11 protein-coding genes and 1 pseudogene are annotated in these 18,194 nt (G+C 35.7%); 5 read left to right on the top strand and 7 right to left on the bottom strand.

What is annotated here, in order from left to right; genetic code table 11:
* Positions 1–14: 14 nt before the first annotated feature.
* The 3 genes from AC06G9_RS21715 to AC06G9_RS21705 all read left to right on the top strand — a co-directional run bounded on the left by AC06G9_RS21715 (position 15) and on the right by AC06G9_RS21705 (position 5,467).
* On the top strand, positions 15–1,724 hold the full coding sequence (locus tag AC06G9_RS21715) for a RagB/SusD family nutrient uptake outer membrane protein (protein WP_480957222.1): 1,710 nt from the start codon (positions 15–17) through the stop codon (positions 1,722–1,724).
* A 30-nt stretch (positions 1,725–1,754) separates the two neighbouring features.
* Entirely contained in the window at positions 1,755–3,959 is a 2,205-nt protein-coding gene (locus tag AC06G9_RS21710) for a glycoside hydrolase family 97 protein (protein ID WP_480957221.1), read from the top strand.
* Positions 3,960–4,306: 347 nt separating this feature from the next.
* Positions 4,307–5,467, top strand: a complete 1,161-nt coding sequence (locus AC06G9_RS21705) for an MFS transporter (protein WP_480957220.1) — start codon at positions 4,307–4,309, stop codon at positions 5,465–5,467.
* A 553-nt stretch (positions 5,468–6,020) separates the two neighbouring features.
* Here the strand turns inward: AC06G9_RS21705 and AC06G9_RS21700 are convergent.
* The 5 genes from AC06G9_RS21700 to AC06G9_RS21680 form a co-directional block, all read right to left on the bottom strand.
* On the bottom strand, positions 6,021–6,917 hold the full coding sequence (locus tag AC06G9_RS21700) for a glycerophosphodiester phosphodiesterase family protein (protein ID WP_480957219.1): 897 nt from the start codon (positions 6,915–6,917) through the stop codon (positions 6,021–6,023).
* 62 nt (positions 6,918–6,979) lie between these two features.
* Positions 6,980–8,521, bottom strand: coding sequence for a calcineurin-like phosphoesterase C-terminal domain-containing protein (locus AC06G9_RS21695; protein WP_480957218.1), 1,542 nt, complete (start codon positions 8,519–8,521; stop codon positions 6,980–6,982).
* Between the two features lie 480 nt (positions 8,522–9,001).
* Complete coding sequence (locus tag AC06G9_RS21690) at positions 9,002–9,721, bottom strand: 3-keto-disaccharide hydrolase (RefSeq protein ID WP_480957217.1); 720 nt, start codon at positions 9,719–9,721, stop codon at positions 9,002–9,004.
* A 216-nt stretch (positions 9,722–9,937) separates the two neighbouring features.
* Positions 9,938–11,623 carry a RagB/SusD family nutrient uptake outer membrane protein gene (locus tag AC06G9_RS21685; RefSeq protein ID WP_480957216.1) on the bottom strand — a complete coding sequence of 562 codons (1,686 nt, stop codon included), beginning with the start codon at positions 11,621–11,623 and terminating at the stop codon, positions 9,938–9,940.
* Positions 11,624–12,486: 863 nt separating this feature from the next.
* A complete protein-coding gene (locus AC06G9_RS21680; RefSeq protein WP_480957215.1) occupies positions 12,487–14,163 on the bottom strand; it encodes a DUF6377 domain-containing protein in 1,677 nt (558 codons plus the stop codon).
* Between the two features lie 283 nt (positions 14,164–14,446).
* Between AC06G9_RS21680 and AC06G9_RS21675 the strand changes: the two genes are divergently transcribed.
* Positions 14,447–14,917 (top strand): DUF4372 domain-containing protein, encoded by a 471-nt coding sequence (locus tag AC06G9_RS21675; RefSeq protein WP_480957214.1) that lies wholly within the window; start codon positions 14,447–14,449, stop codon positions 14,915–14,917.
* Positions 14,866–15,339, top strand: a complete 474-nt coding sequence (locus AC06G9_RS21670) for an IS4 family transposase (RefSeq protein WP_480957213.1) — start codon at positions 14,866–14,868, stop codon at positions 15,337–15,339. Before AC06G9_RS21675 ends, AC06G9_RS21670 begins: the two co-directional genes overlap by 52 nt.
* Before the next feature lie 491 nt (positions 15,340–15,830).
* Here AC06G9_RS21670 and AC06G9_RS21665 read toward each other — a convergent pair.
* Together AC06G9_RS21665 and AC06G9_RS21660 are read right to left on the bottom strand one after the other, a co-directional pair.
* Positions 15,831–15,983 (bottom strand): annotated as a pseudogene (locus tag AC06G9_RS21665) (transposase); the annotation flags it as partial.
* Between the two features lie 934 nt (positions 15,984–16,917).
* Positions 16,918–17,919: a metallophosphoesterase family protein gene (locus AC06G9_RS21660; RefSeq protein ID WP_480957212.1), complete on the bottom strand. Its 1,002-nt coding sequence runs from the start codon at positions 17,917–17,919 to the stop codon at positions 16,918–16,920.
* Positions 17,920–18,194 lie beyond the last annotated feature (275 nt).

Below are 18,194 nucleotides of genomic sequence, written 5' to 3'. Positions count from 1 at the left end.
TAACGGATAAGAAAATGAAATTTTCATTACAATATATACTTCCCCTAACGATAGGTGTATTTATTTGGGGTAGTTCAAGCTGTACCAAGCTTGATGAAAAATTATATGATAAGATCACTTCTGATAACTTTTTACAGAATAGAGATGATGTCATACGCGATTTTTTGAGACCTTTTGAACATGCCTATTGGTCTATACAAGGCGGAGGACTTTTTTATGCACAGGAATTGTCAGGAGATCAGTTAATGACACCTAACCGGGATGGTGATTGGTTTGACGGAGGGAAGTACCAACGTGCGCACTACCATACTTGGACTATACAGGATGATTACACCAGTGATATGTGGAATGCACTCTTTCAAGGTATCAGTTTGGCCACGAATTCGCTAGAAGATATTGAAAAAGTAGACATACAAAAAGTAGAAATTACAGCAGCTGAAAAAGTAGGTTTTGTAGCAGAACTGAAAACACTGAGGGCATGGTTTAATCTTAGGGCATTTGATTTATATCGAAATATTCCATTGGTTACTAAGGTTAAAGGTGAAACAGCTACACCTCCGCAAGCGAGTCCTGCAGAAACTTTTACTTTTATTGAAAATGAACTTAAAACAGCAATTTCAGGACTGCCTTTACGTCAGGATCTTGGAACTACAGGAGTCGGTCGATGGACGAAGGGAGGTGCTGCTGCTTTATTAGCTAGACTTTATTTGAATGCCGAAGTGTATATCGGTATAAGTAAATATAACGAATGCGCAGTCGTATGTCAGGATATCATCGAGGGTAAATATGGTAATTATCAATTAGAAAGTATCTGGTCAAAGCCTTTTGATTATGATAATGCGAACTCCAGTGAAATGATTTATGGATTTCCGGCAACTTTGGCAAGGACACATTGGCAGTATAGTTCAGATATGTATTTCTGGATGGCTCCTCATCAAGCCCAAAATTTCTTTGGATTTACTGATTTTGGAAATATGAATACGCGCTTCGGGCTTCAGCCAGGTCGGGATGTGGACAGTGTGGAATATAACCACACGATGGGTAAACCTTTTGTCAAGTTTCAAAAGTATGCAGATGATCTGAGGTTGAAAAAATATAAAAATTTAGGAAATAGCAAAAGAGAGGGGATGTTTCTTTATGGTTATTTGCCTTATTACAACGATGCAACAAAACTTGTAAAAAGCAATAGAGGATATACCATTTTTGCCCGTGATCAGGTGGGTTGGTTTAAAGATACTCCTCCTGGAACAAAAATCATTGATAAGGAATCTAATATGAACCATGCCGATGATAATTCGGGATTATGGGTAGCCAAATATCCAATATATCCTTCAAAGGATCCCAATACCATATCCTCAGCCTATGCCGAAATCAGATTGGCTGAAATTTATTATGCCTTAGCGGAATGTAAATATCGATCTGGAGATAAATCTGCCACAGCCAAATTGTTGAATGCTGTGCGTAAAAGAAACTACCCTTCAGGATCTGCTAGTCTATATCTTGCATCGGGTGAACAATTAAATGATCAGGAAATGATTGATGAATGGGGACGGGAGTTTTTAGTAGAAGGTCGCCGTAGGACAGATTTGATTCGTTGGGGTAAATTCAATACAGACAAATGGTGGGATAAAGAACCAGATAATAATGATCATACCCTTATCTATCCTATTGGTCAGAGTGTTATCAGTCTCACTCCTTCATTAAAACAAAATCCAGGTTATTGATCTCAAAAAATTACTCCATATACATATAACATGATAGAATTTAAATATATATATGCTAAAATAGAAATGATGAAAAAATCAATTTTTCTTTTATTTGTTGCCTTTTGTTGGAACGGTATCGCTGCAAAGGCCCAACAGATAAAATCACCCGATGGAAAACTGGAATTAGACTTTGCTCTGTCCCCAGAGGGTACACCAACGTATGGATTGAAATTTAAGAACAAAGTTGTTATTAAGACGAGTAATTTAGGATTAGAACTGAAGCTCAAGCCAGAAGAAGAAGCTCATTTAAAGACGCTACCAGATGGTGAGATTCAGCACAAAAAACGGACTTCGTTATATAGTGATTTCGATATTGTGGATACAAAACTTCAAACATTTGATGAAACTTGGCAACCGGTATGGGGTGAAACTAAATCGGTCAGAAATCAATATAATGAACTTGCAATAACATTAAATCAAAAAAATACGGAACGAAAAATGCTGATTCGTTTCCGATTGTTTGATGATGGTCTAGGTTTTAGATATGAATTTACACAACAACAACATTTGACTTATTTTACCATTAAGGAGGAGCGTAGTCAGTTTGCGATGACTGGAAACCATATCGCTTATTGGATTCCGGGAGATTATGATACTCAGGAGTATAACTATAATACGTCTAAGTTGTCTGAAATTAGGGGATTGATGGATAGCGCATACGAAGGCGGCAATGTTTCTCAAACATCATTTTCGCCTACAGGTGTTCAGACGGCTTTGATGTTAAAAACTAGCGACGGATTATATATCAATTTGCATGAAGCGAACTGTCTGAACTACTCGACGATGCACTTGAACTTGGATGATAAAAATTATGTGTTTGAATCGTGGCTAACACCAGATTCACATGGAGATAAAGGTAAAATGCAAGCGCCGTTTTCATCACCATGGAGAACAGTTATCGTGAGTGATGATGCTCGCGATATATTGGCTTCCAAAATGACTTATAATCTAAATGAGCCTAGTAAAATAGCAAATACTTCATGGATCAAACCTACGAAATATGTTGGCGTGTGGTGGGAAATGATTTCTGGAAAAAGTAGTTGGTCTTATACCAATGAGTTTCCTTCGGTACAATTGGGTGTAACAGATTTTAATAAGGCAAAGCCTAATGGTATGCATGGTGCTACTACGGCAAACGTAAAAAAATACATTGATTTTGCTGCAAAGCATGGATTTGATGGTGTGCTCGTAGAGGGATGGAATACAGGGTGGGAAGATTGGTTTGGCAATGATAAAGATTATGTCTTTGATTTTGTAACACCTTATCCTGACTTTGATCTTAAAGGGCTCAATCGGTATGCCCATGATAATGGAGTAAAGCTGATTATGCACCACGAAACATCAGGTTCTATCCGAAATTATGAAAGGCATATCGATACGGCATATCGTCTAATGAAGCAATATGGTTATGATGCTGTAAAAAGTGGTTATGTGGGCCATATTCTTCCCTTGGGAGAGCATCATTATAGCCAATGGACAAATAATCATTTCCAATTTGCAATAGAAAAAGCTGCAGAATACAAGATCATGGTCAATGCGCATGAAGCAGTACGCCCAACTGGTATCGCACGGACATGGCCAAATCTAATCGGTAATGAATCGGGAAGAGGTACAGAATACCATGCATTTGGTGGGATCAAGCCTAATCATGTTACGATCTTACCTTTCACGCGCTTGATTGGTGGCCCAATGGACTATACACCTGGTATTTTTGAAATGGATCTGACAAATGGTGCTCACGTGAATAGTACACTTGCAAATCAGTTAGCACTTTATGTGACGATGTATAGTCCATTACAGATGGCAGCAGACTTTCCTGAAAACTATGAGCGTTTCCCAGATGCATTTCAATTTATTAAAGATGTTGGAATGGATTGGGACGAGAGTAAATACCTAGAGGCAGAACCAGGAGATTATGTTACGGTAACGCGTAAAGAGAAAAATACTCAAAAATGGTTTCTGGGTAGTGTAAATGGTCTAAATAACCGTAAATCAACTGTAAAATTGGATTTTCTGGATGAAGGAAAGACCTATCTAGCGACGATTTATGCAGATGGTGAAGATGCCGATTATAAAAATAATCCGCAATCTTATACTGTTAAAACGCGTAAGGTAACGAAGAAAGATACGATTAGTCAGCGTTGTGTAGCTGGAGGAGGATATGCGATCTCTTTTATTCCTGTGAACAAATAGAATATACGTGCTCACGGTATCTGATACAGTTTTTGTTTTCCGAAACTTATTTTGAAAACAAAAACTGTATTTTTTTAAATTAAAAATGAACAACTCTATACCTAATCCAGCTAAACAAAGCTACACGATTCCACTTATCACCATAACAACACTATTTTTTATGTGGGGATTTATTACGTATATGAATGATATTTTAATTCCTTACCTAAAACAGCTTTTCAAATTAACATTTTTTGAGGCCATGCTGGTTCAGTTCTGCTTTTTCGGAGCATACTTTATAGGCTCATTACTTTATTTTTTATATTCCATTTCATTTGGTGACCCCATAAACAAGGTTGGGTATAAAAATGGAATCATTGTGGGCATTATTATGGTGGCCTGTGGTTGCTTTTTATTTTACCCTGCGACCAGTTTATCTTCTTACCCTTTCCTTTTTGACTGCACTATTTGTACTTGGTGTAGGTTTTACGATATTGCAAATAACGGCCAATGCATACGTCTCTTTGTTGGGTGATGAACAATCAGCTTCTAGTCGTTTAAATATGACACAGGCTTTTAATGCTTTCGGTACGACAATAGCACCTATCCTCGGAGGATATCTGATTTTTGAATTATTTTCAAGCCCAGATGAGACATTTAGTGCGATGGCTACTAGAATTCCATATACTATTTTTGGATTTATATTGCTAATAGTCGCCGCAGTGGTAGCCAAAGTGAAATTGCCGTCATTTCATGCCACAGTAGAGACCGAAAAAACAACAGGTTTAGGTACATTAGTATTTCCCCATTTACGATATGGGATGTTGGCAATGTTCTGTTATGTTGGTGGTGAGGTCGCCGTCGGCAGTTTTATCATTAGTTTTTTAGAGCTTCCTACTATTATGGGATTGTCAGAATCAATAGCAAAAAATTACCTTGCTCTTTATTGGGGTGGAGCGATGATGGGTAGATTTTTGAGATCCTTATCGCTTAATCAGCATATACCAAGTCAAAAAAAGTCATTTTATATGATTTTAACGAGTATCGCTGTCTTTGGTTTAATTTATGCGATCGTTAATCTATCTTTTTCACAGATTAGTTTTTTCTTGGTATTTGTGGTTCTTAATTTTGTAGCTTTTAGTTTGGGTAAAGCGATACCTGCACGTACATTGATGCTATTTGCATCTGTCAATATGGTACTTTTATTGCTCACAATACTTGCTAGTGGATCATTGGCGATGTATAGTATATTGGGAATCGGAATTTTTAACTCAATCATGTTTTCAAATATTTATACTTTATCCATTTCAGGATTGGGAAGATCCACAAGTCAAGGTTCTTCATTGGTCGTGATGGCTATTTTGGGAGGAGCCTTAATTCCAGTTTTACAAGGATATATTGCTGATCTGTATGGAGTGCAGATTTCATTTGTACTTCCTACAATTTGTTATTTAGTAATTCTATTTTTCGGAATATATTGCCTGAAAAATATAAAATTTTCTGGTGTACCGTCGATAACCTCGCATTGAATTTTTTATTTTTAACTGATTAATATGAATTTTATAAGTCTAATAATCATGAAGGGTATTAGTGGTGAAATCTCTATTTATATTCATAAATATTAACAAATTGCTTTAAAGATCACCTTAAATTTTTTTTATATTAATGAAGGCTGAGGAATTGATATTAAGGCTATTTAAAGAAAATGGGAAAGATAGCCTTAATAATTAAATCCAAATTGATCCGAAATCTATTGTAATTTAAATTGATAGGATTCTAGTCTTTTGTTAATGAATGCTACACGGACAGGCTATTGCTGTCGATCGCTCATCGGCTGATCGAGCTATACTCGGAATAGACCGTAAGGCCCATAAAGTGGTCAATTTAAAAGACTAAATAAAAGGACCAGTATAGGACAATTAATGGGTTATCTTATACTGGTACCTTAATTTTGTGAATTTTAGTTAGTATCAGCCAACTTTAAGTATTTTTTATAGTTCTCTATCTTTTAAAAACAGATATGGGGATTTCAATGGTGTTAAAAAAACACGTAATTCTACAAGAAAATAAATATTTATACTTTTATTTTCTTGTAGAATTTAAAGCTTTTGAGACCTCAATAGGAAAATCGGATTCGATTACTTTAGCTCCATCCTTTTCAATTGCACGATAGGCCATGGCTCTTTGCGATAATGTTGTCTCCCTATCATACGAAGGCGCGGCACTAATCATGGCCCGCAAGCCCAAGGTTCTGAGTTTCTGATATAGCAGTTGATTTTCAGGTTTGATCGCAGCACCAATATAAACGATCATATGATGCATATCTACCCCAGCATCAATGTAGTCCTGCAATGCAGACAGACTTTTCGCTTGTAGAGACAACATCTGATCAGCGTTATAGCTCCGGTAAAATAGGGCCTCATCAGGAGTGTGTACTGTCAGCATGACATAAGAATAAGCATTCCGCTTGCGCAGCAATTCGGCGATCATCCTAGGTGGCACGTCCTTTTTATCAAGGTTAAGTACAGTTTTCCCTTTACACCATGCCAATGCATCTTCAAGTTTAGGTATATGACAATGTGTTAGCTTACCATGGCGATCTTTAAGACGAATAGACTGTATTTCATTCCAACTTTTGGCTGCCAGCAGGCCACTGGCATTTGTCGTACGATCCAGCATCGCATCGTGCATCAAGACAATGGTACTGTCTTTTGTGAGTCTAGGATCTACCTCAAAAAAAGCAAATGTATGCATCAATACCTCTTCAAAAGACTCAATAGCATTTTCAGCTAAGCCAGCTTCAACACTTCCACGATGTCCACTAATAATTGTCTGCATATCACTGTTAAAAGAAAAAAAAGCACCTATTTCCTTTGCATTTGCAAATGACCTATGATGCTTTGTATCTTTCGTTTGTGCCTGTAAACCGACCACAGAAAACATCAAAAAGATTTGGATTAAAAAAAATGATTTTTTCATAATAGATTATTTAAAAAAATAGGTTGCCTCAAATAATAGCATACTTGAGACAACTAAATTCATTATTGATAACTTTTTGCTGTTAGAAGATCTGTTGTAACAGATGTCTGTTCATAAACCTTACCAAAACGATCTGTAGCCACAACCTTCAATGTACTATTGGGGTTATTGACTTTTAACGTATATAAATGCGTTGTTACCGTGTTATAGTTGGTCGGATTTCTATTCAACACGCCTAAATGGTACCCTTTAGACCAAGCATCCCGATTGAACGTACTAGACAATTGCATATCACCTAATTTCTTATCATCCATAAATACTTCTACCTTCCAAGACGGATCAGCATTCCATACATTGGCGACTAAAATATTAGATTCATTAGCATAATTGAAGTAACCATAATCCCCGCCGTAAGCAAAATCTGCCCAATGCAATCGCATTTGGAAATTCCTAGACAGTTTTGTTGGTTTATAATACCAATCTGTCAATGTATTTCCCTCAACCTGAAAAACTCCATAGCCATTTGGCGTACCATCTCCGTTTATAGTCGATTTCCACCAAGCACCGCATGTAGCCCCATGGATATGCTCAAAAATAGTACGATCCCCGATTTTATGTATGAAATTTTCAGCATAATGTGTATGTCCTACCATGATATGCGTTTCTTTAAAACCTTTTAACAAATCAAATAAGCGCGATCGCATTGCAAAATTGCTATTCCTGATCGGAATATGAGCAAACAATATCAACATATGTTGTTTATTCACAAAAGACAAATCTTGTTCAAGCCAATCGAGCTGTTCCTTACTTAAGTTCATCGTATAACTGCCATCAGCAGCAAATACGACATTGTCCATACAAACAAAATGGACATTTCCTCTAGAAAAGGAGTAGTTTGAAGGGCCAAAATGACTCTCAAATAAGTTGCCGTTCTTAATATTCGAGCCAGACGCTGTTTTATCGTGATTACCAATAGTCGTAAAGACAGGCATCGTAGTTGATCCCAAAAGTGACTTCATACCCGCCATTAATTGCGGCTGATCAGCAACCACATCGCCCAATGAGAGGCCGTAGACCGGCAAATCCGTTGTGGACATCTCGCTTTTTATATCCGCTAACGTCTCGTTGGTAAATCGATATATATCTGCTGTATTGGCAACCTGAGGATCTCCAATACCATAGATTAGAAATTTAGTATCATTGACCTTATTTTTAGTCAATATAAAATTATATTGCTTAGGGTTCGCGGTACTTTCCAATGCCGAATAAAAAATTGGATTGTTTTTGTCATTAGCTACATTAATAGCATAAGCAGATGGTGCAGAGTAATAAACAAAACGAGCGGCTAAATTTTTCTTAAACTGATATATACCATTCTTGTCGCTCTGCACTACCTTAAAGCCATCGCTAACACTCACACCTGAGATCCCATTACCATCAGTATTCATAATACGTCCGTAGACATCATTACCGGCGATCAAATTTATAACATCCTTTTTATCACCGTGAGATTCTTTATGCTTCAATTCCGCAGCTTTAGAACAGCTCAGAAGAAGTCCAAATATAAGGAGATTAAAGATCGATTTAAAGTTTAACATAATCATATTTATCTATTTTATCAGTTTTTATTTTCAATAGTATTGAATAAAAATTTCCTACAAGAGCTACTATTTGTATGAAATACTGCTTCCACTACAACCAAATTATCTAGCAAAACTTGTTGGTAACTACAAAATTTTATTGTGCGAGTAACAAAACCTCTAGTCGTCAAATAAAAATATCATTAAGCCTATTGCGTTACTTTGATTAAGTATTAAAGTTCTCTATAAACACCTATATGGATATTTCTTTCAACTACTACCTAATAATCATTTACTATCAGTGACCAATTACGGCCAAAGACTGTCACACCTTGACTCTTTTTAGTTGGCAATTGCAAATAGATCTCCAATTTCTACTTTTAAATAGGGTTATCACACACCAAATAAAGTTTTGGGAGAAATTTGAAATTTCGTTACGATATTTTCTAAGTCTTATTGACAACATTTTTTTATTTTTTCTGCAGGCTTAGATGCTCGGAAATATTACAATATTCGAACTTTTATATTTCTAAACCATACGTTGTCATTATGATCCTGCAAAGCTATGAATCCCGCTTTAGCTTCACCTCCTGGTGTCAAAAAATCAGGCCAAGCCTTAAATTTACTATCTGCGATCCTACTATTCCATTCATCGTTCCAAAGCGTATATTCAACTACCTTTTTACCATTCAAATAATGTTTCACTTGACCATCTTTTACAATGATACGTATCTTGTTCCATTCTCCGTAAGCTTTTCCTACCTGTGGATTAGCAGCAATCATATCATACAATGAACCAGCCTTACGATTACCGTTTTTGCCTTTTTTTGCATCAGGATGATTGTCATTATCCAATACCTGAAATTCCGGTGCTGCTTCGTAAATGCGCCTTCCAGGTTTTTCAGTAACTAAATACAAAACCCCACTATTGGCTCCACTATCCACCTTATATTGTAAGCGTAGTTCGAAGTCCTTAAATGCAGTCGTGAATATAATATCCCCACGCTCGCTATATGCATCCTTTACTTTGTTCTTTTTATTGATTTTTAAAGTATGGTCTTCGATACTCCAAGCATCGGGTATGTCTACACGATTGTACCCTCTCCATCCTCTCATGGTTTCACCGTCAAACAAGGTTATCCATTCTCCTTTAATTTGCCCATAACCATCATTAGCCACAAAAGCCAAAAGACCTGCCAATAAAGCGATTTTTACATTCTTCATCTTTATTTATCATTTAAATATTACAATTAATTCTCCTGCCTTACTGTATTTTCGTTTTACAAACCGGTTTATACAAGTGTTTGCCCTAATTTCCTGACTTTACCAGAACAGCTGAAAATATCATCACGGATATCTGCACTGTAAGTTTATAAATGTTTAAAATCAACAAATCATATATTAACAATATAATAACCATACCTATATTCAAAATTGATATCAAATATATTTTGGCGTTACATAACCTGGATTTTGTACCATATTTGGATTCACAGCTATTTGTTGTGAAGGAATTGGGAAGACTTTTTTCGTAGTAACAGTAGGTTTGTGATCCCACAATGTTGCTGTCTCAAACTTTCCAAAACGAATCAGATTCGTTCGACGCTTCCCTTCAAAAATAAATTCACGGCCACGTTCGGCTAACAACTCTTCGAGCGTCAAACTCGCAATTGTGTACTGTCCTATAGGCCAATCTGTAACACTGAATGCCCTCTTTCTAACTGTATTGATTAATTCGACAGTCTCACTTGTTGCGATCTTATTATTTTTACGCATCAAGGCTTCCGCTTTATTGAAATAGATTTCCGCCATGCGATAGATCACTTGGTCATTGTTCCAATAATCCTTATCCATATATGCACCAGGCACATATTTATTAAATCGTGCTCCGCTATTTTCCTCGCCCTGGCTCATGTCAGATTTAGTATCACCAGTCGAATTTCGTTGTATTTCTTTGACAAAGATCAGCGGTTTATTTTTGTATTCCCTAGCGCCTAAGATTGGGGTCGTGGTTCCTTTCTTGTATTGTGGACCGATCAACATCCAGGTACTTTTTCGAAGGTCATTATCCACAAAGGTATCATAGGCCGTAGGTATTACAACGACCCCATTATTTCCTGTCTGATCCGCATTATAAACCTCTTTTTGATTATAATGCCAAAGGTCATTATTCCATTGGAATCTATATTTGGCAGCGACATAATCGTAAGCAATTGAGAACAAAACCTCATTGGATTCATTATTGGTCGACGAAAACATCGAGGTCAGATCATTGGCATTCTTATTCGTCGGATCGTTCTTTAGATTTCGATACTGTTGAGCTGTCAACATATGTGGTCTTCTGAGTACTCCGTCATGAGAGATATAGCTTGAATAATCGAATTGACCCGCACCGGTTTTCCCCTTTTTCGTCGTAATTAAAACAACTCCTACATTTGCACGAGTTCCGTAGATTGCTGCAGCAGAACCATCTTTTAACACAGTGATAGATTCTATATCATCCTGTTGGACAAGATTTAAACTCCCCCCTTGGATTCCGTCAATTACAATTAGGGGCTGATTTGTCTCACTCAATGTTGTCGCCCCACGCAATTGGATACTCGTATCCCAATTTGGATTATTGTTACCTCCAGTCCTCGTAATACTTAATCCTGCTACGCGGCCACGAATCAAATCTAAGAGACTGCGAACTCCGCCTTGGTTCATATCCTTAACTTCAACCTGTGTTACTGCTGACGTAACGTTTGCCCTTTTTTGTATTCCGTATACGACCACTACAACCTCTTCCAAGATATCCGTACTTTCGATGAGGGTCACTTTATAAGGACCGTTTTCACCAAGTAGAAATTCTTGTTTTTTATAGCCAATCATTGTCAATAATAAGATCTCACCAGTATTGGCTTTGATTTTAAAATTTTCAGATGCATCCGTCCGCGTTAAATGATCTTTGACTTGTACCGTTACCCCTGCCACCGGTTTTCCACGCACGTCTTTGATATTTCCTTCTACCAATTGCTGAAGATCATAAGCAAAAGCCCTATAAGATATTTCATACGAATGGGCCAGGCTCGGGAGAACAAGCCCCAGCAGCAATAGCCATGAAAATTTGTTACTCGAATTACTCATTGTCATTTTTATTAAATCAAATTAATTAATTGTCTCTATAAAATTGCCCAAACTACCAACCATCTTAATAAGCAAACTCAACATTCAATTTTCTAAATACCACATTTCATGAATAGTTAATAAATGGAATTGTAAAAATCAGGCACAAAACTTCCGAAGTCATTTCCTCATTATCAACCTTTTTCAGTGTAAAGATTCAATTGATCCGGAATATTGGATAATGATTTCATAATTTCCATCTTAAGCAATTCCTTTGCACGATATTTTTCTGGTATAGACTGAATTTGGAAATACTGATATTAAAACTATCTCCAATGGCAAAATAATCAGTTCCACCTAGAACTTCTTGGTACATGAGATCTCTAGATGTCTCCAAGTGAAGGCTATCGAATTTAACTATTGTTAATTGTACCTTTTTACAGAAAAACAGAGCTAACACGAAAGTGAAACCATCTGAACACAGCTTAGTAAACACGCGTTTTTCTTTCATACAAACTAGCATCAAATTGTTGTTGCTACAAAGATGATTATTTGGCTAGTCAACTATTCATCAATCAGTTCTTTAATCTCTAAAATCAAAACAACATAAAACGCAAAACATTAAAAAACAAATAGTTAACTAAATTGTCTAACTTATAAATCTAAATTAATTTTTACATGGAATCAAAAGATAACTACAGTACCTCATGAAAAAGTATATCATATTCAGCTCTAAAACATAATAATAAGATGTAATTCAATTCTAAGCAGTTTATAGAATTTACTTCCTAGGAAAGAAGAGCTTCGAAAGGATGGAAATTGAGAAATTTAAAAAATGGTGGAAATAGAAATTTTAGAAAGAAAAAGTAAGCTTGCTTTTTTCCTTATATTTCTCTTATTCTGTTCTCGAACAATTCAGGATATAAGGATCTATTTTTAATTTTCGACCTATAAGTATATATCGTTGATATAGAACATCGTAAAAATCTCGAAATTTTATTACTATCTGTAATTCCAAGTCTTATTAATGCATAAATACGTATTTCTGTTGTCAATTCGCACTTATGCACCTCTTGACGATCAATTTCCGGAAACAGATTATTAAAATCAATGACAAAATTGGGATAGATTTTTAGAAAAGTTTCGTCAAATTTTATTAAAAATAGTTTATACTCTTGATCAATAAATTCGGTTGAATTGAGCTCTTGCTGAATCTTATCTACTTTTCCTCCTTTAACCAACCGCTTTAAGTATACACGGTGATCGTTTAGTTTATCAATATAATCAGAGCACAAGTCAATAAACTTCGCTAAATACATCTCTTTCATTATATTCGTTGAAGTTAACTCCTTATTCAGATAAAGTAATTGAACGTTAGCCAACTGAAAATCAGCGTTGGAAAGATTCAGAAGCCTACCAGCTTCATTAAGCTCAATATTGCTGGCAATTAAATCATTATTCAATTGCTTTAAATTCTTTTTAGCTTTTTGTAATTTCTTATATTGAAAATAAACACCCAATGAAAGACACAAAATAATGGAAAATGCAATAATGAGTTCATTTCTTTGTCGAATAATCTTTACATTGTATGCATTGTAAATTTTAGGGAGTACTTTAATGATTTGTTGTGTTCGCCTATAAGCTCCACTGTACCTCGAATCTTGCAAAGAGGTTTCAATAAAACTATATGCTGTTTCAATATCTCCTGACTCATAGAGCAATATTGCCAATTTCCAAAGAGAGACATACTCTTTTACACCATGTTTAATATCTGTAATCGCTGAAATTGTTAGGTATCTCTTTTCATTTTCTTCATTATGTTTAGAACGCTCCAACATGGCCATAAGATATGCCACATGAGCCATATCTCGATCTTCAGTCGTTAATTTATTGTAAGAAACTGTCAGTATATTCAACGCCTTATCATATTCGCCGTTTAGACGAAGCCTATTCGCCTTATGGATAGTATACCATATTGGATTTTTCGAAGTATAAAAAATAAGAGAGTCAGTATACACTGCAATCGCATCATTATATGTATCGGTTGCTTTTCTATCAATAGTCAAACGTTCAGCCATTCCTTTACTAAATTCAAGTCTAGTAGTAAAATAAAGGAATTTTAAACTCTTGGGTATTTCTCTAGTCTTCAGATAAGGACTTTTAAGTAGTTCCTCACACTCACTATACATACCGACATAATTATAGGCTCTCGCAATGAGAATAAGTGACTCAATTTTATAATGCGGATAAGCCCTCAACTCATTTTCCGAATATGCTAACATTTGTCTTGCATAAGAAAGGGATATATCGATTTTTACATCAAAATACTTTTCATATAATATTCGATTTATGTTGAAACATTTTGCAGGATCTTTCGTTGTGTTCAGTTTTGATCGAATTAGTCTTATGTCATCCAGCTTTTTCTTAAAATACTCATTACGCTTTGCTACCACATTTTTCAGGTCAGAAAACGCACTTTTATAAGATAAATCTGAGGCTGTACGGGCTTGATCAACTTTCAAATAAGTAGTTAAAGCAAATAGAATAAATACAATTTTCATAGCACTTTGGTAATATTATCCGAAAATCATTTAGGATTTATATTTTCTAGATGTTATTCAACAGATATAAAAGATAGGTTATTTCCCCTCTATACTTTTATTTAACAGGCTTAAAAATAGCAAAACTAAATTAAGGAAATATCTCCTTTATATTAAAAAATCATAACCATACCATTGAAGTTTAAAATTATTATTTTAAATATTTGAAAAAACAATTAGTTATATGGGTTTTTAGATTAGACGGATTTCAATTCCAACTTTTGCAACTCTACATATATTTGCTATGCACAAGGATAAATTCGTTTTCTCTCAGCTTATTTTGTTTTTGGACAGAAATAAGTTCAATTATATTGTCCGCAGCTATCAGGAAGACAAATATGTGAAGCATTTCACCTGTTGGCACCAATTGCTCGCTTTGATGTTTGGTCAACTTTCCAGTCGTGAAAGTCTAAGTAATCTGATCATTGCCCTTGATACCCATCAATCTAAATGTTACCATTTGGGAATGGGCAAGAATGTCTCCAGATCATCGTTGGCTAGGGCCAATCAGGGCAGGGATTATCATGTATTCGAAGAATATGCCTACTATCTGGTAAACCAGGTAAGAGAAAAGCATTCTACCAATATCTTTAATCTCGGACGCAATGTTTATACCTTTGACTCACAACGATTGATCTGTGCCTATCTGTATTCTAGTAGGCAATGTTTCGCAAGAGAAAAGGCGGCATCAAAGTACATACATTATACGGTGTAGAAACACAGACACCTGGATTTTTCCATATTATAGAAGCTTCCGTTCACGACTCAAAGATCATGAAGGAAATCCCTTATGAACCAGACTCATATTGCGTATTCGACCGGTCTTACAACAACTTTAAGATGTTCTATAAAATCCATCAGATAGGAGCTTACTTCATGATCAGGGCAAAGAAGAACCTTCAGTACAAATCCATCAGATGGAAAAGTAAATTGCCCAAGGAAGTTCTTTCAGATTTTACGATCGAATTGGCCGGATTTTACGCGAAACAATACTATCCAGAGCCACTTCGCTTGGTCAGATATTGGGATGAAGAGCAGAAACGTGAGTTTGTATTCTTGACCAGTACCACCCATATTTCAGCTTTACAGGTTGTAGATCTTTATAAGAACCGTTGGCAAGGAGAACTATTCTTCTAAGCACTTTAAACAGCGCTTAAAAAATATCAACCTTTGTGGACATGTCTGAAAATGCCGTAATGATCCAGATATGGACTTGGCTGACCGGCATATTGTTGCTAAAATATCTTCAGAAGAGGGCTAAATATAACTGGAACTTGTACAACAATCTGGTGGGATTTATCAGGATGAATATTTTCATGAAAATAAATATCTGGCAATGGATAGATCATCCTTCTATTAGGCCGTCAGTAAATGGAAAAAATGAACAGCTACAGGTCTTTTCGGACTAAAAAATAAAATCATATGGAAATGATCTCAAAATCTCTGTTCTTTGAAGGATAACTTGTGTTTAAAATTTACTTAGGATTGTTATGACTTAATCAAATTTATTTTGATATAGTTCTATTTTTTTTTAAGGTATGGATGTTGCCCTTTGATAACAGAAGTCATCCTAAGAATTATCTTATTTCTAATTGCATTTAATACACTTATATTATGTTTCCGCTCTGCTATCTTCCGCTCATAATAAACTCTAATTCGTCATAATATTGTATAGCTGACATGGCACATAAATGCAACATTTTTTTAAATTCTTTATTGGCCATGTTACTCCCTCTATTCTTGCCTTTTATACTTATACCACTACTATGTTCAAAAGGAACTACTCCTGCATAGAAGGAAAGCTATTTACCGTTCTTATAGTTCTTGAAATTTGATGTACAACAAATTAGGTAGAGAGCTGTAAGATGACCTATCCCTGGTACACTTCTCAAAAGAGTATAGCTATTTTTGATAGTTTCACTTGCAATTCCGAAACTCCATTTAATATGTGCTGAATTTCCGATATAGATTGACAACTTTACAGATCCGCAAAAAGACCAGATTAGTCTGTGGTAAATTCTGGTATTCTCTACCACTTTTGAAATAACTTAAGTCCACCAAGATTATTTTCAAATCTCATTGTCTAAATTGGGCGTCTGTTTATTCCAACAACCTTTAGTAATGATGCGTCAAAATGAGGCTTTGAGATATCAAAACCTATGAAAAATTTTGTAGTTTCTTCCATTATAATTAAATTTAGCATGTCAATGATCTAACTTTTTTCTCCTGTAATTCAAGCCCTTAACAGTGGATAATGAACCCGAATTATTATATGAAAACTAAGAGAAAAAAATCGGCGATGGATTCGATCCTAAAATAGGTATTAGAAGCCTTAACGGAAGTAAAATGACCCACCGCCGATATTTAGTCTTTTTATTAGTAATATATACTTTTTAATAATAGCAAATTTAAAGAACGGAACTGAAGTTTAACTTACGGCTAAAGCACTTTCCGAACAAAAGAAGAAAGTATTTAAATTCTATTATTACGAAGGTAAAAACCAAAAGAAATTGCCGAACTCCTCTTGATATCATTAGAAACTGTAAAAGACTATCTTAAAGTATCAAAAAACAGATCGATGAATATAAGCGTAATACGCACCAACAATACTCCTTGGGAGCATTTGTATCCCTTTATTCAACCCTACTATCCTATAAAATCCTTCTCTATGTCTCATAGAGGAGGATCGTACAAGGCAAATAAATTTAGCCGAATCTATAAAAATGTGAGAGCCTCAACATTTTTAAGCTTCCGAGTCATCCGAATTGTTTTATCCCGAATCTCTGCCCTCAGTTCGTAATCATAGTCGCGAGCCAATCCTTTCTCATACGGCGAAGCACCTCGAAATTTCGATTTTTTCCCAGTTAATTTTACTGTGCCATCTGGCGCAATTTCTACAAAAGCCCACAACGGATCCTGGTAATGGTTCATGCGATTTAGCAATGGGTACTGCCTCAGAGTCTCTTCATCAAATGGGGCATCGCCAAATTTACCTGTCCATGCATAACACATGCTGTTGATCTGAAAATAGTTTATACCGTTGATATTGTTATAAAAGTCATTGTGGTGATGACCAGAAAATACTAGTTGAATTTTCTGAAAACCACTTTTCTTGTTCACTTCGTCAAACAAAACCCGTAGTTTCATAGCATTATCCAAACCATTGACATCGATACCGTAATGGCAAAATATAATGGTATATAAATTTGTCGACTCCAAGTCCTTTTTTAGCCAATCCAATTGTTCCTTTCCGACATGATTTTCGTAAGCGCCGCGTTGGTTATGTTTAGGGTTTACATCGTTTCCATCCAATACGACGATATGATATCCACTCATATCCACCGAATAATATGAGCATTCCAATCCCCAAAACTGGGCCACTTCCTGTTGACTAAATATCATTTCCGGATCATGGTTGCCCATAACGTGCAAACCTGGTCCATCAAAGCTATTCCAGATATCCATGATCTCCCTATTTTCAGGCTTTGGAGTACAAAAGTCCCCGAGCTGTACAATAAAATCAGGTTTTTTTCGGTTCATCTCCTTAATAAATAAGCTTAGCTTCTGAGGAACATCCGGGTAAAAGTCATGGTGTATATCCGCACACAATCCAAATCTGACAGCTGGAAAATTACTTTCCGCTATTCCATCTCGTTTAATAAGGGGTATAGCAGCCATTGCCATCACTCCCTTTTTTAAAAAATCAGTTCTATTCATCTTTTGATAATTTTATTGAGCCGGAAAAGGATCAGGATTTCTAAAATTATCCGTTCCTTTAATTAAGCCACATTTTTGCGTTGACAACGTCACCTCCTTCTAGTCTTCCGATAGCGTCATTCACGTATTGGTTATTATCTGAAATCTCAACCATCGGATTCTGAGAAAGATTATTGACAATTTCCTTAAAGAATTTATTGTAAGGCTGCAATTTATTATACTTTATTTCTGCAGTCTTACAATAATTCAATAGGAGTCAAAATGCAATACTCTTT

The sequence above is a fragment of the Sphingobacterium sp. MAE genome, assembly GCF_056711605.1.
This window is presented reverse-complemented; position numbering and strand designations above follow the sequence as displayed.

Coding starts and splice junctions, on each gene's coding strand:
- AC06G9_RS21715 (WP_480957222.1), top strand. CDS start 15: ATGAAATTTTCATTACAATATATACTTCCCCTAACGATAGGTGTATTT.
- AC06G9_RS21710 (WP_480957221.1), top strand. CDS start 1,755: ATGATAGAATTTAAATATATATATGCTAAAATAGAAATGATGAAAAAA.
- AC06G9_RS21705 (WP_480957220.1), top strand. CDS start 4,307: ATGGAATCATTGTGGGCATTATTATGGTGGCCTGTGGTTGCTTTTTAT.
- AC06G9_RS21700 (WP_480957219.1), bottom strand. CDS start 6,917: ATGAAAAAATCATTTTTTTTAATCCAAATCTTTTTGATGTTTTCTGTG.
- AC06G9_RS21695 (WP_480957218.1), bottom strand. CDS start 8,521: ATGATTATGTTAAACTTTAAATCGATCTTTAATCTCCTTATATTTGGA.
- AC06G9_RS21690 (WP_480957217.1), bottom strand. CDS start 9,721: ATGAAGAATGTAAAAATCGCTTTATTGGCAGGTCTTTTGGCTTTTGTG.
- AC06G9_RS21685 (WP_480957216.1), bottom strand. CDS start 11,623: ATGAGTAATTCGAGTAACAAATTTTCATGGCTATTGCTGCTGGGGCTT.
- AC06G9_RS21680 (WP_480957215.1), bottom strand. CDS start 14,163: ATGAAAATTGTATTTATTCTATTTGCTTTAACTACTTATTTGAAAGTT.
- AC06G9_RS21675 (WP_480957214.1), top strand. CDS start 14,447: ATGCACAAGGATAAATTCGTTTTCTCTCAGCTTATTTTGTTTTTGGAC.
- AC06G9_RS21670 (WP_480957213.1), top strand. CDS start 14,866: ATGTTTCGCAAGAGAAAAGGCGGCATCAAAGTACATACATTATACGGT.
- AC06G9_RS21660 (WP_480957212.1), bottom strand. CDS start 17,919: ATGAATAGAACTGATTTTTTAAAAAAGGGAGTGATGGCAATGGCTGCT.